General features: G+C 31.5%; 8 protein-coding genes. All 8 read right to left on the bottom strand.

The features are described from left to right. Positions 1-99: 99 nt before the first annotated feature. The 8 genes from JBL43_RS05105 to JBL43_RS05070 all read right to left on the bottom strand — a co-directional run bounded on the left by JBL43_RS05105 (position 100) and on the right by JBL43_RS05070 (position 16,907). On the bottom strand, positions 100-1,602 hold the full coding sequence (locus tag JBL43_RS05105) for a sulfatase family protein (RefSeq protein WP_198840387.1): 1,503 nt from the start codon (positions 1,600-1,602) through the stop codon (positions 100-102). A 59-nt stretch (positions 1,603-1,661) separates the two neighbouring features. Beyond that, positions 1,662-3,188: a sulfatase gene (locus tag JBL43_RS05100; protein ID WP_198840386.1), complete on the bottom strand. Its 1,527-nt coding sequence runs from the start codon at positions 3,186-3,188 to the stop codon at positions 1,662-1,664. Positions 3,189-3,192: 4 nt separating this feature from the next. After that, the gene (locus JBL43_RS05095) at positions 3,193-4,101 is read right to left on the bottom strand and encodes a sialate O-acetylesterase (protein WP_198840385.1); all 909 of its coding nucleotides are present in this window, start codon (positions 4,099-4,101) and stop codon (positions 3,193-3,195) included. Between the two features lie 3 nt (positions 4,102-4,104). Beyond that, the gene (locus JBL43_RS05090; RefSeq protein ID WP_198840384.1) at positions 4,105-6,378 is read right to left on the bottom strand and encodes an alpha-amylase family protein; all 2,274 of its coding nucleotides are present in this window, start codon (positions 6,376-6,378) and stop codon (positions 4,105-4,107) included. Between the two features lie 3 nt (positions 6,379-6,381). Continuing rightward, entirely contained in the window at positions 6,382-8,196 is a 1,815-nt protein-coding gene (locus tag JBL43_RS05085; RefSeq protein ID WP_198840383.1) for an alpha-1,3-galactosidase-related protein, read from the bottom strand. Between the two features lie 8 nt (positions 8,197-8,204). Beyond that, positions 8,205-9,677 (bottom strand): sulfatase family protein, encoded by a 1,473-nt coding sequence (locus JBL43_RS05080; RefSeq protein WP_117883670.1) that lies wholly within the window; start codon positions 9,675-9,677, stop codon positions 8,205-8,207. 26 nt (positions 9,678-9,703) lie between these two features. Then, entirely contained in the window at positions 9,704-12,553 is a 2,850-nt protein-coding gene (locus JBL43_RS05075) for a PQQ-binding-like beta-propeller repeat protein (RefSeq protein WP_198840382.1), read from the bottom strand. A gap of 220 nt (positions 12,554-12,773) precedes the next feature. Then, positions 12,774-16,907, bottom strand: a complete 4,134-nt coding sequence (locus JBL43_RS05070; RefSeq protein WP_198840381.1) for a hybrid sensor histidine kinase/response regulator transcription factor — start codon at positions 16,905-16,907, stop codon at positions 12,774-12,776. Positions 16,908-17,583 lie beyond the last annotated feature (676 nt).

The raw sequence follows: 17,583 nt of genomic DNA, 5'->3' as shown, positions 1-17,583 counted from the left end.
TTAAGTATTTTAAAGATTATAAATCAAAGGTAACCTACGCATAGGGTAGTGTGTCGTTTATGGTAAAATTAATGTCGCCATAGGTTTTATAGCTAATTATCACTCCGTAATAAAGCTTTGTTTGCCTTTTAATCCTGGCTCATCATACTTTTTTAACTGCTTAAACAACTCGGTTTGCATCATATTTGCTATGTCTTTATAGTCCTTATGGTAGTAAAAGTTAATCAACTCATCAGGATCCTTTTCTAGGTCGAACAAATAGGGCTTTTCCTTTTTATCAATAACTAATTTATAACGATCATTTACCGCAGTTACCCACCATCCACCAGATTTGGCGTAATATGTAATTCTATCACTATCGACTACTTTTTTAGTATTTGTAAAATCTTTAGAGGTATCTAAACCATGAAACTTAGCATCAGTTTTGACATTCATTAAGCTTAAAATCGTTGGTGCAAAGTCTACATTTGTATACGCTGTATTAATCACTTTATGGGCTGGTATTTTGTTAGGATAACGAATAACAAATGGAATTCTAGCAGAAGCTTCATAAGGCACACCTTTATTTCTACGGTTATGTTCAAAAAACATATCTCCATGATCTGAAGTGAAAATAATTATAGTGTTTTCCACTAAATTATTATCCTCCAAAAATTTAAGAACTCGACCTACACTATCATCGATATGACTTACCATACCGAAATACTGTTTTAAAGCACTTGTTTCTTTTTTATTCTCAAAAGATTTTGCTCCAATAGTTTCGTTCTTAGTTTTATCTGTTGCCCAAGACGGTTTAATAGCTGTATATTCCGATGCCATTGTTTTTGGTGCTTCAATTTTTAAATCCTTATACATTCTATCATAAGGTGGTCTCGCAACATCTGGCGTATGTGGATCTGGAATGGATAACATCAACGCAAATGGTTTGTTTTTATCTCGTTCTAGAATTTCGAGTGTTTTATTTGTAAAGAAATCTGTTACATGAACGAACTCACCCTTATTTAATTTGGCCGCAACCTTTTCATTAATTCCAGTGATTACAGAACCGTCTTGAGAAAGTTTGAAATAGGGTGCATGTCCACCACGCATCATATAACGGTTATCATCAAAACCTGCTTTATACTTAATATTAAATGTGTATTTCTCATGACCTGCTAAATGCCATTTACCAACGTATGATGTTGCGTATCCTTGAGCTCTTAGAATAGTTGCAAACGTTGGTACATCTTCTCTAATATGAAGCCCATTTTTAGGTGCTCCTGTTGCTTGTGGATATAAACCCGTCATTAATGAAGCACGCGATGGTGTACAAACGGGAGAAGATGCATAGTAACTCGTGCTAATGGCACCTTCATCTGCCAATCTATCAATATTTGGCGTTGTCGAATTATTCCCTTTTCCCCAAACAAAGGCTTGATCTTCTGTCAATAATTTTTGATAGCAACTTAATGTTCTGAAGTTGTGCTCATCGGTGTGAATGATGATGAGGTTAGGTTTCTTTTTAACGGTTGTTTGAGTTGTTTTATTCCCTTTTTGTGCATTACAAGACAAAAACATGCAACAACAAACGAATAATGATATTTTTAAAAATTTTGAATTCATTTTTTAAGTTTTATATAAGACTAAATCAATTTGACTTATAATTTCAACATTGGTTTAATCTAAAATTTCAAAACAGAATTTGGTGGTAAAGGCACCATATTGTTTTTTCGCCAATCCACTAATTCTACCAATAATTTTGTTGTTAATTCTGGTTGTTCTTCAACGAGATTATGACTTTCTTTTTGATCGTTTTTTAAATCATATAGTTCCAATTTACCATCCGCTAAAAATTGAATTAACTTATAATTTCCTTTTCTAATTACAGAACAAGTACCATGTTTATATTGACTTGCTAAATGCCAAAACAAGGGTCGTTCTTTTAGAGATTTATCATCTGTTTGAAATAAGCTAGTCATTGAAGCACCATCTAATTGTCCATTATAATCTTCAATTTTTGCTAAATCCATTAGCGTTGGAAAAACATCTAACCCCGAAACCGCAACTTCACTTCGTCTTGGTATTACCTTCTTTGGCCAATTCACCAACATTGGTACTTTTATTCCACCTTCGTAAATATCTCCTTTTGCTCCTCTTAATTGCTTATTTGCACTTGCTATTCTATGGTAACCATTATCTGATGTTAAAATAATTATGGTGTTTTCTCTAAGTCCGTTTTTATCTAAATAGTCAATTACGCGTTGTATATTATCATCAACAGATTCTAGCATTGTGGCATATTTTGCCATTAATTCCTTTGCTTTTGCGTTCTTACCAATACCTTGACCTAAAACTGAATCAACAGGTTTAGTCATATATTTTTTATACAACTTTTCACTACGCGACTTAATTGGTCTGTGAACTGCATAAAAATTTAAGTTGATTAAGAAAGGTTCTTCTTTATGAGAATCCATAAACGCAATAGCATCGTCTGTAAGTCTATCGGTTAACCAATTATCGTCTGTTTTTTTGTCTATAAAAGGATTGCTAAATGGTGCCCAATAACCTCCTGCTTCACTTTTATAACCACCTTCTTCAAATCCAGGATCACCTCTAAATGTGCCTCCTACATTTTTTATAAAACCTCTTCCTTCAGGATAATACTGACTGATTTCTGGTTGTTTATGTGCTGCTACCCAACTATAATCTCCAGGTTCTGGTTGTGTCAGTTTTTGATGAAATGGAAACTCCATTGACAATTCTTTCTCTGGATATGGACCAACAATATGCCATTTACCAAGATGAATAGATTTATATCCAGCATCTGCCAAGGGTTCTGCATAGATTGGATGTTCTTTCCCAACTGTCCAACGTGAAAAAATATTTTCTTCCGCTGTTCCCTTTTCAAGAACAGGTACTGTATAAACTCCAGTTCTGAAAGATTGTTTTCCTGTAAAAATTGCAGTTCTTGATGGCGAACATGTGGGATACATATACGCATTATCTAACACTAAACTTTCTTTAGCCAAAGCATCTAAATTAGGTGTTTCAAAATATTTTGAACCGTTAAAACCTACATCAGCATAGCCTAAATCATCCACTAATACAAAGACAATATTTGGTTTTTGAGCTATTTTCGTATGAGAAGGTTTTTCATTTTTACATGAATAAAAAACAATAACAACAAATAGTATCAAATAGTTTTTCATAGCTCTATTTATTTAAAATAATTAGCTTTTCTCCAAATGCCTTACCTAAGCGTTTTTGTCCTTCGGCATTATAATGGACGTTATCCATATGTTTAGGATAATCACTCCAACTCGTATCCGTTGTTGTTTTAACGATATCAACATTTTTATCTGAATTAGCCACATCTTCCATAGCTTTCCGAACCATTGCTGGACCTTTTGCTTTATACTTTCCGTATCTTGAATTTATTTGTCCGATTACAAATGGCATGTTTATAATACCAAATTCATCTCTATAACTTTTAATCAAAATTTTAAGATTCTCTTCGTAAGTTGTTGCACTAATTTCTTTTGCTGCATCGTTTTCCCCTTGCATCCAAGCTAAGCCAATAATTTTATAGGTTTTATTTTGAGTTTCTAATGCTTTCAAATTCTCCTTTATATCTTGGATATGCAAATTGTAAAGCTGAATTTTTTGCTTTTTCTCTTTTTCAACAGCTTTCGCTTTTTCGGCTGTCCAATTTGGGTTCCATGCACCATACAAAGCGGTTCCGCCTTGAGAACGCTTTATCAATAAAAATTCTTGATTTGGATTGTTTTCCGCTAAGGTTAACCCTATAAATATCTCTGGACCAAAGCGTTTTGTAAATTCATATTTTTCTGATGGTTTATTATCGTAATAAGAGAGTGGTTCTACTTTTCCTCCGTTAAAACTTAGTGAAACTCGACTTGAAACTTTTTCAATTCTTTCAATTTCAGAAGCATTTAAATTATCAAAATTTCCTGCACCTTGCATGTTTGATTGACCAGCTAATAAAACGACGTGTACATCTTTTGAATTTCCAATTTTTGATTTAGAAGCATCTACTTTAGCTGTATTACAACTTGTAAAAATAAATATCACTAGGATAAAAGTGTAGAAATAATTCTTCATGTTTTAGTTTTTAGTTATTTCAACAAAATAGACATCGAAAGGCTTTAATACTGGCGTTTTGCTAACCTCAATTCCATCAATTAGATCTTTGCAAATAATAGCGTCACTTCCATTAAGTGTGATATTTAATGTAGCATCTGATTTTCCAACATTTACCACAGACAACACGTTATTACCTGCTTCATTTTTAATGACTTTCCAAATACAACCTTTAGTACCAATGGTATTTGTTTCTTCAACTTTTACTTCTGGTAAACTATTTTTATCTTTTAAAATGGATAATACTTTGTTCTTGATTTCCAAAACTGAATTCAGCATTATTAAAATTCCTTTTGAAGCTTTTAATTCTAATAAAGCTTGTCCATATTCATCTTTCAACAGACTTTTATTATCTAGGATAACTGTTCCACCGTTATCGAGGTAATTCTGAAGTGATTGAAGCTCTCCTTTAGTAACATTTGGAGTATTGTATACAACTACTACATTCCAATTACTGTTATCTTGTTTTTTAATAATATTCTGCGTTACGAAGCCCAAAGGTGTACCTTCAAAATGCAATGCTTCATACATTTTGAATTGATTATCCATATGATTACCATTATTTATGGCAGACGTTTTTGAATAAAACAAACGTATTGGCTTACGTTGTCTTTGCATTGCCATAATAGCTTCAGCATTGGTATTTAAATCTATTAAAGTCATTGCCACTTCGTTAGTGACTCTTGGTTGCTGGTTATTAGACCCTGCATAACCCTTGCCAGCTCTGTCAGTAACTTCACCATCTGCTTTACGAGGCCAAAACCAAATTTGACTTGCTGTCATTCCGTAAGAATGTGCCAACCAAAACGTCGCTCTAGCATAACTTGGATCTAGGTATAAATCTCGAGAACGTACTGTAGATAAGTAGTGTAATTCTGAATTGAAGTTAATTTTATCTGAACTTACAGATTTTAAGAAATCGTAGCCCATGCATAATTCTCGCCACTCAAAAGCATATTTTTTTTGCCATTCATGTGGTTTTCCCCAAGTATACTTGTGGTCTGCACCAGAATCATTACCGATAATGTCACTTAAATCTGTTAGTGCTTCAAAATCGATACCATGAGCTCTCATATTATTTGTCCAAAGATTTGGCATTATCTTTAAATGTACTTTGGCTTCAGGGTCGTGAGTTTTGACTTCATCTTTTAGAAATGTATACCATTCCGTAACCCTATCCATATTAAAAGCTACCCAATCATACCAAATTGGTGTTCCCTTTAAGCTTATATCTAAAGGGATATTGGCTGTTATTGTTTCGAAACTAGTAAAATTTGTTCTCCAGATTCGATTTAGTTCTGAAATACCATGATGCTTATGCTGCAGCCAATCTTTAAACTTAGCAATTGTATATTCTGAAACGGGACCTGAAGCCCAAGGTTTCTTTTTCTTGGTTTTATCGCTGTAGGCATAAAAATGAGGTTCATTACACAACATATAACCGAGTTGTGTGTATTTTTTACCAGCCATTTTAGGAACTACTGCTCCCAATAAATACTTTTGAAGCTCTCTAGCACCAGGATTATCTATATCGTAAGCTGTATAGGTATCTTCACGCATTTTGAAACCTTCTCCATACTTTTTTGTTGTCCAATCAGGAACATTTTTATGGTTCATAAAAATAAAACCAATAGAGCCATCTGCTTTAGAATCTAGTTCATTAATAACTCGTGGGTTAACAGTTCCGTTTGAATCTATAACTTGTGAAGGTGTTAAGAAAAAACCATCTTGATTTCCATGATATTCGTTATACAATTTCCCATCAGGTTTCCAAGTATAATCTGTTAAAAAAACAGGTCTGTTGTTGTAAGTTATTTGGTCTCCTTCAACATTTACTTTGGTCCAATCTACATTTGGACTTGGTTTTCTATAGATTTCTTTTGAAATTAATTTTCTTAAATTACTTTCTGCTTTATCGAGCATTAAGTAGATTTCTTTTCTCTCGAAAGCTGGTAAATCTTGTGCTAGTTTTTCAGCGTCCGCTTTATAAGATGGTACTTTTTTGAAGAATGTTACGTTGGTCTCCACATTTTTTTCATCCCAATTTGCAAATTTTAAAAATATTTCAGCAGTTCTTATAGTTGTTTTTTCTTTTAAAACATCGATTCCTTTTTTTTCTGCTTTTTTAATTAGATTTTGAAGTGTTTCAATTTTATCATTTATACCAGTTGGCACATTTTGAGCTTTACAAGATGTAAAACTTAAAAAAACTACAATTATGAATTTGAAAAGTCTCATCTCTTATTTTTTAAGTCCTTTGTTCTTTTTAAAAACCAATGTCTTTTTTGAAACATCATCTGCTTTCAAGACATTTTTACAATCACCTTCGTAAATATTATTAGTGATTTCAATGTTGTTACAATTAATTAAATCAAACATAAAAGCGTCAGGATATTGCGGTTGTTCAGTGGTTGTTTGTTTGATGGTGTTGTTTTTAATTATTAATCCATCAACACGATCAGCCCAAATAATTCTGTTATCAAAGGTTTCAATGGTGTTGTTTTCGAATAATATATTTCTATCATAAAGCATTGAATCATCAAAAGTTTTACCAAGTCTAGGCGAGACTTTTAAAATCGCATGTTCTGCTCCACCATAAGCACAATGAACAAAACGATTATTCCGTATTACAACATCTTCTACATTGCCGGACTCATACCAATAGAATGTTTCACCACGTAACATAATTGAAGACATCATTGATGATAAATCATTATCTTCTATAATTATTTTTTTAGGTGTTTTAATGATGATATTTCTCGCTCGATGATCCCTAATAGTATTTCCACGCATTGTAAATGTTGGGTTCCAAGTTTTGTTCTCTAAAATATCTCCTGGTTTGAGGTCTGAAGACAATTCATTTTTAAACGTTAATTCTGTATAAACATCATTAATAACTTTCACCGAAGACACTTTGTTTTCTTCAGCTCTTTGTGGATTAGGGCTTTTAATAAACCAAATTTCATCATCAACTCCCGCAAACTCAAAACCCAATTGCTGGTCGTGTCTTAAAGCAACTCTAACCGTATTTTTATTTAAAACTTTATCAACTTCCACATAAGTTCCATGCACATTGGTTCCATCGTCATACATTCCTTCTAAACGACAATTTTCTATTAGAATATCCCCTTTACAATTTGCAAAATGAGTTGCATCTGCAATAATAGAAATGACTCTATCTGAACCTTCACGAATATAGATTCCACTATTTATGATTTTAATGTCTTCAGACCTTTCGAACAAGAATCCCATGCCCAAGGCGTGATGAATCACAACGTTGTCAATTGTTATATTTTTTGAATTTCTAACTAAAAAAGCTGGTGCATAACGATTATTTTTTTTATCGCCTTTTGACTGTAAAACAGTTCCTACTCTAGGAAAATGTTTCATGTTTTTATCATAAAAACGTAAATTTCCGTTTGATAATTTTTCTACGTAATTTGGATTTAAAGATATATCCCAAGCACCATAATCGACTGCTTTGGTTTCTTTGTTATGTGACAAAGTACTTCCTAATGCTGTGAAATTAAAATGATTAATTCCAGGGAATTCAATTTGTCCTTTTGTTAGTTTCCAAGAAAAGCCCTCGGTATAAGGTTTTAAATCAAAATATTGTTCTTCCTTATTTACATCAATAACATCACCTTGAAAAGAAAACGGAATATCCCAATCTAAAGTAAGATTACTAATATTGATTTTATTACAACCTTCAAATACAAAAGGTGCAGTTTGCCCTCTAAATATAAATTCTGAACCATTGCCTTCTATTTCAACTGAATTAAAACCTTCAAAATTGAAAATTACTTTCTTAAAACCGTTACCATGATTGGTAATATGCATGTATTTACCAACTGCATAATCAGTAAGAAATTTATAATTACCTTTTTCAAAAACAAGTTTGATATCTTTTCCTTTAGCATTTTCAATGACTTCACGAATTGCTATTGTCATGTCTCCATCTGTATGCTTTATATGGATGACTTCGGCGGCATTTGAAGTACATGATATTAAAAATCCAAATAATACGATTAATGTTATCTGCTTAATTTTTTTCATATTGATTTTTATAAATTAACACCACTTCCTTGTAAAGAAGCATCATGACCCCACATAATCATCCATGGGTCTTTCGTTTTGGTTTGAAAGGCTTTCATTTTACCTTTCATAGTATTTAAAATGTCTTGGAAAGAAGCGTTAGTAGCTAAATTATTCGACTCATTCGGATCTTTACTTAAATCGTAGAGTTCAAATTCTGCTCTAAACAAATAGTCTTTCACTGTTTTTGGTCCAAAAAATTCTATATTATTTCTGTAAATGGCTTGCCAAGTTGAAGATGCCCACAAATCTGAAGCAAAAGGATATTCTAATCGATAAGCAATATTCCAAATGAGTTTATAGTTTTCACTTCTTACAACACGCATTGGGTAATACATAGTAATTTCATGAAAGGTATGTGAGGCATATATCTCATTCCAACCTTCAAACTTTTCTTTTCCCATGATATCATAAAATGAATGCCCATGGAATTTATTGGCATCAAAATCAACCTTTGCCATATCAAGAATCGTAGGTGTTAAATCTACCCATGAAATCATAGCATTACTCGTCAATCCTTTACTATTCTTTGTCGGATCTTTAATGATACATGGTAACTTAATTCCAGGTTCATAAACTGTAGTTTTAGCTCCTGGAAAGGCCATTCCGTTATCAGAAATATAAAAAACAATAGTATTATCTGCTTTCCCTGTTTCTTGCAACATTTGCATTAATTTTCCAAAACCTTGATCAATTCGAGATATGCTTTGGTAGTACTCGGCAATTTCTTCTCTTGTCTGTTTCGTGTCAGGTAAAAAGGCTGGCACAAGAACATCTTCAGGGTTGTAAGTAATAGTTTCAACATCTTTATAACCTTCTTTTTTATTTCCAAAACTATTTGGTGTATCCCATGGGTCCGGTTCAAAAGGATGGCCTCTGTGGGGGTCATCCGTACAGAAATATAAAAAGAAGGGCTTGTCTGATTTTAATACATCAGCACATTGCTCTGCCATTTCAACCGTATTTCTTGGATCTGCTTCTAAAACTTGGTCAAAATGATATACTTTTTCTGGTGCCACATGATATTTACCTATGCGTGCTGTTTCATACCCTGCTTTACTTAATAGTACTGGAAGTGATTTGATAGTATCATATGTGCTGAAATGATGATAGTCATGCACATGACCATAAGAGCCGGTAGCATGACCAAATTTTCCTGAAAGTATTACAGAACGACTAGCAGCACAACTGGCACTGGTACAGTATGCATCCGTAAATACGATACCTTCATTTGCTAACTTATCTAAATTTGGCGTTTTTATAACTGGATTACCATATGCACCTATTGCGTCGGTACCATGGTCGTCAGAAACAAAAAGAATAATATTTGGTCTATCAGTAACATTAGTATTATTTTCTGCTACTTCCTTTTGTTTCGTATCACAACTATTTAAACTGATAATAGTTACAAGTACTACTATTTTGACGATGTATGTTTTCATATTTTTCTATTAAATATCAGTCAATCTTATTTTAATTCGTTTTCCAGTTCAATATCTATAAAACGAAAACCTCCTAAGGGAATATCTATTTCAACTTCAGAGTTTACATTAGGTTTAAACTCTTCATTGTTTAAGATATCTTTGATTTTTACTACTTTAATACTATTAATTTTAACCGATGCAGTAGCTTTCTTCGGATTAATATAGCCATTTTCGACAATTGTTAAACGTAAATGTTTTGGTGAAATTTGTGCAACTACCCATCCCACATTACCAGAAACAGTCAATGGTAACAAAACAGCACTATCTTCAATATCTTTTTCAATTACCTTGTAATAATCACTAGGTTTATAAGTGGTCTTACCATCTGCGGACATATAATTCTTACCATCTGAATAATATTCTTTTAATTTACCTTTGTACCATGGGTTAATATTTTCTTCCAACGGTTTTCTAACGGCATCTTTATCTACAAATACACCATTTTGTGTAGGAGTAATTAAAACCATTCCGTTATTATATTTTGGAATAAAATTTAAACGTCGTTCATTTGCTCCGGCAGCATATCTAGAAAAATCCCATTTAGTTAAAGGAGCTCCTGGCCATGTGCCATTTAACCTACTAAAGGCAAAATCATCTAGATTATCTCCATCTTTCTTGTAAAAGGTCAACCATTTTACATTACTTGAGGTTGTTAAATATTCCTCATCTGGATTATTAATACTTAAATGTACAGGTGAAAAACTTAAAATATCAGAGCGTTCTGGTACGTATAGTGCACCTTCAGCTATTAAATCCCATAGTAAACTCATATATTCTTGATCGACTGGAAAGTTATCAATGTACTGTGCACCACTAGATATTGAATACACCATGGTTCTTAAAAAATGGTTGGGTAGCGTTTGATTTGAATGTTGACGCAAACGATCAAAACTAACGTTATCTCTAGCACAACGTGCTCCCCAACTATCAACAGAGCCACTTGCCCAAAGTCCCAATCGAGATGTAAAACTAAGTTCCATAGATTTATCTGTAGTTTCTTCCATTGCTGGAACAAATACGTTTGCATATTTACCAGCAACTAAAGGTTCCCACATTGGCATATATACATCAGCTTGCCAAAACAAATGCTTATTACGCATGTACAAATTACCATTTCGGGTTGAAGCATAATTTGCTAAAGGCCAATACATTTCATTCATCACAAAATTAAACTCTTCTGAAGAATCAACTACTTCTGGATAAATTAATACTGTTTTATTTCCATTGGCAAAATCCATACCTTTCATAGTGGTTGAAACTTGATACATAAATGGATCATTACCATGTCCTCCCCAATACGAAATACCTTTACCATTCGACTTTTGATGCTTTTCCTCTATTATTTCTAAAACATCATTTTGTGTTAGTATATATTTCATTCTACCATCTCGCTTATTTTTATAGATCTCACTTGTCATAGTAGAACGATCCCAATTTTCTTTATCAAAGTTTCCTCCATTTAAAAATATTGGATTGCTATATTTCGCTTCAATCCTTTCAATAGCTTCTGCTGCACCTTGTTTCTTTCTGTTTTCAGACATAAAATAGACTGGAGCTGATTCTTTTTGATAAGATGGTTTTTTATAGCCTTTTAAATTCTGTTTGATTTCTGCTGAATTAGTCAGTATCTCCTGTATTTTTCCTGGTGGATTTAATTTTTTATAACCGTTTTTCCATTCTTTATTACTAAAATCAATAATATGAATGGCACTGCCACCACTTTGTGCACTTGCTAATATTACTTTGTTAGAATTTGGATCTTTAAACATATCATTAAAAGAAAACCGTGTTGGTATTACTTCGGCAGCAGCTTGTGGTTCTCCTATATTTGAAATAATAATATTACTTCCAAATAAAGACATATACGCGGGTTTACCATTATTATCAATAACTTCTGGCTGAATAACACGATACATACCTCTTTTTAGTGAAGCCTTATCTTTAGCTTTATTTAAATCTTGAACACTTTGTTTATTAGGAGATTTTGTGTCAATAATACGGAAAGTCATTCCTTTTGCTTGAGCTCCAGTTCGGCCTAATAAAATTTCACTACTCCCATCAGAATTAGCATCAACTACTCTTAAATCGCCATATGGTCCACGTTTTTGTACACTAACAGTTTCAAATGGCAGCTTTTCCAAAGGATTAAATAAATAGATTGACCCATCCCCATTCATACTATTCTGAACACCATGAACAATTAAAATATCTTTTCCATTAAGCTTTCCTGGCCTTAGAAAATTTGTTATGTGCAAACCTGAAGGTGGCAATTCTTTATGTGATTTGCCAAATGGTTTTTCTATAGAATATGTTTTTGAAGGTATTTCGCTTACCATTTCTCCTTTTGGTGACACATAGTAGAAACTGTTATCATATCCTCCACAAACCACATAAGCTTCGTTCTCTTTATTTATAACACATACGGAATACATTGGTGCATCATTCTGCTTAAATTGCCAGAGTAACTTCCCTTTGTTATCTAAGCAATATACAGTGCCATCTGCATTGGCTGCGATAATTTCATCATTACCATCATTATTAATATCAGCAGCCCAAATATCATGATTCATAAAACCAGATAATTCGTTTTTCCATAGTGTTTTTCCATCTAAAGAAATCCCTAAAATAGTACCTTCGTAGCTACTGGCTACTACGTAAGTTTTATTCTGGTTTTGTGCAGTACGCACTTTTGAAATTGTAAACCCTGTTTCAATACTATAAACAGCAAATTTATGTACTTCGTTGTTAGATGGCTCAACTTGAGTTGATGCACAATTAATGCTTAAAAACAAAATGAGTATTGTTATTGGAAATTGAATTAGATTCGTATTCATAGAATAAATGGTGTTAATATGCATTTTAATTATTAATAGTAAATTAAGGTCTTTAATTAAAATTAAATGTATTTCAGAATATATTATATGTATTCTTAAGTAAACATGTTATAATTCCAACTACACTTTAAATCTATTATTAGATGTTATCTAAAATCAAAATTACATACCAAGTTTATTGGTCTTTATAGATTCATTAAGAAATTTAATTCTGAAATTACTAACTAGATTCGTGGTTTTTTCTAGTTTCGGCAGCATATTTACCTGGAGAAATATTATATTTTTCCTTGAATATTTTTGTAAAATGGGTACGGCTCTTAAAACCGGTCATTGCATAAACTTCATTAACAGAGAGTCCTTTTTGTGCAAGAAATTCTGCTGCTTTTTTTAGTCTGTACATTTTCAAGAGTTCAAAAGGAGTTTTATCAGTTAATACTTTTACTTTTTGATAAAAATGGGTGCGATTTAAATAGAGTTCTTTGGCTAAACTGTTGAGGTTAAAATCCTGATTATCGAGATTCTCTTCAATGAGACTGTATAGTTTTTCTAGAAATGCATTATCATTTCTGTTATTCTTATTGTTTTCCTTAGTCAATGGTATTCCAACCTGATAGCGTTCGCGGAGTTGTTTACGATTGGTAAGCAACGCCTCAACATTAGTGACCAATTGCTGTACGTTAAATGGTTTTTTTATATAAGCATCAGCTCCATCTCTAATGCCTTGAACATGATCCTTTATGTTGGTTAGAGCCGTTAGTAAAATAACAGGAATATGACTTGTTTTTAAATTTGATTTTATACTAATACATAACTCTAAACCATTAAGTTCAGGCATTTGAACATCACTAATTACAAGATCTGGCCATTCATCTTCCATTGCATCAATACATTCCTGGCCATTCCTAAAGTTTTTAATGATAAAGTACTTTGAAAGTACTTCTGATACAAAATTTCTCATTTCTAAATTATCTTCAGCATAGAATATCAGTGATTTAGTAAATTCACCACTTACTTCTATAGTAGAAGGAGTAAAACTTTCAATAAATTGATTATCAATTTCAAACTCTTCTTCTTTTGGTAATACTAATTCTTCAAGTTTGTCTGATGCTAAGTGTTTTTTAACAACTGGCAACCGCACCGTGATTATAGTATTCTTACCAAGTTCACTTTTAGCATTAATAAATCCGTAATGCATTTCAACTAATCTTTTAGAAAATGCCAAACCTATTCCAGATCCGCCTATATGTTCAGTTTTCTTTTTATATGACTGATAAAATCGTTCAAAAACATGTGGTAAATCTTCTTCCTCTATACCTTGCCCTGTATCTGAAACTGTAACGATTAAATCTTTGTTGTCACTTTTATAATTTATAGTAATTGTATCATTTGTTCGTGTATATTTAAAAGCATTATTTAATAAATTATTTAAAATTTTTCCCAATTTATCTTTATCTGCAGCTATAATAATGGGGGTTTCACCACCATCAATTATAAGTGATTTATTATCTGTTTTAGCTAAAAATTTGAAGTCTTCAACAAGCTCAAGAATAAAATTATCAAAATTAAAACGAGAGTATTCCATTTTTAAAAGGTTTGCATCTGCACGTCTAAAGTCTTGGACTTGATCAATCAATTGTTGAATTTTTTTTGATTGACGCTGCATAAGTTTCAACTTACTAGTTACATCAGCATTACCCTTAAACCTATCTGATAAGATGTTGATAGGGCCTGAAATTAAAGTTAATGGTGTTTTTATTTCATGTGAGATATTAGAAAAGAAACGTAATTTTTCTTCATTAACTTCTTTTACATTATTAACTGCTAACTTCTCAATTTCTACTTTATAGTTTAACGCCTGGATTTTAAATAGTCCACGACCTATAATATAAGTCAATAAAACACCTAAAAGAGTGTAAATAAAGTAAGCTAATTTTGTGTTCCAAATGGAAGGTTTAATTATTATTTTTAATTGCTTAGGTATCGTCCATTCATCTAAAGAGTTAGATGCCATTACATTAAATTCATAATCACCTGGTTGAAGCCCACTATATTGAATAGTGTTCTGACCTGAAGGAACTTCAATCCATTCTTTATTTAAGGGTAATAATCTATATTTTAAGTTATGATTTGCTGGATTTGAGTAATGCAAACTAATTAGATCGATTGAAAACACATTTTCGTCATGTTTTAGTGTAATTTCATCTAATTCGTTTAAACTCCTTTTTAGTAAAACTCTTCCATCAATGGTATCTCCTAAAACGATTGTTTTATTATATATTTTAAAGTTTTCGAATTGAAGTAATGGTAAGTCTTCAGTATTTGCAATTTCATTAGGATTAAAATAGCAAAGACCATCTAAACCAGATAATACAATAATTCCATTATCCATCCTCTTTGCAGCAAACCAGAAATCTTCAAATGGTAGTCCGTCGGATTTATGAAACTTTTTAAATTTTTTATCTATAGTATTAAATTTATTTAATCCAATATTGGTGGCCACCCATAGATTATTTTCATTATCAAATGAAATACTTTTAACCACGTTATTAGACAATCCGTTTTTTTCGGTAAAAGCTATAAATTCAGGTTTCGTATCACTCTTTAAAACTTTACAAATACCACCTCCCTCAGTACCAATCCATAATTCTTCATTAGGCATTCTTAAGATTGAAGTAACAAAATTGCTAGAAAGGGAATGTTCGCTTGTTTTATCAATTATATATTGATTTATTTCTAGTTTCTCAATGGGTTTATTTATTTCATTATATACCCTAAATAGACCATCTGACCCTGTACCAACCCAAACATAATCATACAGTGGATCGGCATAGACATATCGAGCAAGCGTCAATTCATTATTCTTAAAAAAATTATTAGTATTGAGAGATTCTACCTGCGTTACAACATCAAATTTATTTATAGATATTTTATAAACGTCATTATTTGTCCCAATCCAAATATTTCCAAATTTATCTTCTGAAAAGGAGCGAATGGCAATCTCATTGGGATTAGAAATATTTGGAAATGGAATCTTTTCAAATTTTTTCGAATTTTTCTTAATTCGATGCAACGCTTTTTCGTCATTGATTCTTATCCAAGTGTTATGCTTCGAATCAACAAATACCGCTGAAATTGATAAGTCTGAACTCTTTGGTAATTTAAATGGTAACGGTTCAAATTTTTCATTTTGCGTATTAAATAATGCCAATCCACCAAAATTTGCAGATAAAAAAACGCGATTATCATCAAAAGGAGCAATATGAGTGATGCTGTTTGTTTGTAATCCTAAATCATAATCCATATCCGTATTATAACTATGAAAAGGATTCTTATTAATTTTAAACTGATACAAACCTTCGTTAAAGGTTGCAAACCAACAACTATTTCTAGAAGTTTTAAGAAAACCGCTACCTCTTAAAATTTTAAGACCATCATTGAATTTTGTAAGTTTAAAAGGAGTTTTTTTTATAATTGCATCTATGTTATCGATATGAATAATACCTTCATTTAACTCACTTAACCATAAATTACCTAAGGTATCTAACATGGCATTATTAAAATGGTAAGTGTTCAATATTTTCTCTTTAACAGTAAAGGAGTAAGAATTGTTAATAGCATTAAATTCAATAATGGCAATGCCTTTGAATAGCGTAGCCAGAACCGTATGATTATCAATTTTAATAATTGATTTACTATGATTTATGTCAATATCTGAAATTTTCTGAAAGTATTCAGTTTCAGAATTGAAAAGTATTAGACCTACAGATGTAGAAAAGATATAATTTGAATTTTCTAAGTATATTCCGTTGTAAAATTTTACGTAGGCGTTAGTTACATTCGTTGGTTGTGAATAATTTTTAATTAAAGAATAGTCTTTGTTAAAGACAAGGATTCCATTATTTTCGGTAATGGCTAAGATAAATTTGTTTTCTTCTGTAATAATTATTTTACGAATAATAGGCCCACGTGCACCTTTTCCAGATAGTTTATTGGAGTAGATTTTTTTGAACTTTTTTTGCGAATAATTGAAAATAGTAATCCCTTCATCAGTACCAATCCAAATATTTCCATTTTTATCTTCACTTAACGCTCTGATACGGTTGCTTGTTAAAATATCGTTATCTAACGTATTTTTATAAGTATCTAGATGATATCCATCATATTTGTTAAGTCCGTCGTAAGTACCAAACCATAGATAACCCTTAGAATCTTCAAGAATGGAAGTAACCCCATTGTGTGCTAACCCATCAGAAATATCAATCTTTTTAGAATACTCGAGTTCAGTATTTTGAGCATATAATCCACTCCATGTGAAAATTAATAGTAATAAAAATGTATAAATTCTTTTTAACATCTGAGGTTAATCTAAAAAATAACGCTAATCATATTGTTTATGCTTTTATAGTATATAAGCTATTAGGTATCTAAAATAGGTATTATACTATTGATTTGTATGTACATTTTATAAAAGTATTGATTTTTAATAAATTTTGAGTAGTTGAATTTTATTTTTTTCTTTTATTATTGACTTGATAATAGTAATCACAATCTAAACATGTTTCAATTACAGGAACTAAGAAACAGTAACAGGGGAAAAGTAAAATTTTATTTTTTTGGATTCCAATTTATTTTATTAAAAAATATAAATGAGAAATACGTTTTCCAATGAAAAATGTCTATTAGATATAAGTATTTTGAAAGTTAATTAGCTTAATATACGGGCATTATTGAAATAGAATAACGCTTCCTTCGGTCGAGTTATTTCCAGTTCAACAATTCTCCAATAAACATCATTAATTTTGATTTATTCAGCAAATCAAATTAATTCAATCTGTAGTAAATTAGATGTATTTGTATTATCTTTAGACCAAGATTGAGGTTAATTGAAAACAATCTAGTATAATATAAAAGGTCGTTATTCGACTATCAAATATCATTTCAGTTTATAAAACACTGTAAAAAAGATACTTACAAGACAGGTTTGAATCCTGTCGAGGTCACTAAGAAAGAAGAGTCCAATGCATAGCATT

Origin of the sequence: Aureibaculum flavum, from assembly GCF_016406085.1 — a bacterium.
GTDB classification, from domain to species: Bacteria; Bacteroidota; Bacteroidia; order Flavobacteriales; family Flavobacteriaceae; genus Aureibaculum; species Aureibaculum flavum.
The sequence above is the reverse complement of the archived record's forward strand: the minus strand, read 5'-3'. Positions and strand labels throughout refer to the sequence as shown.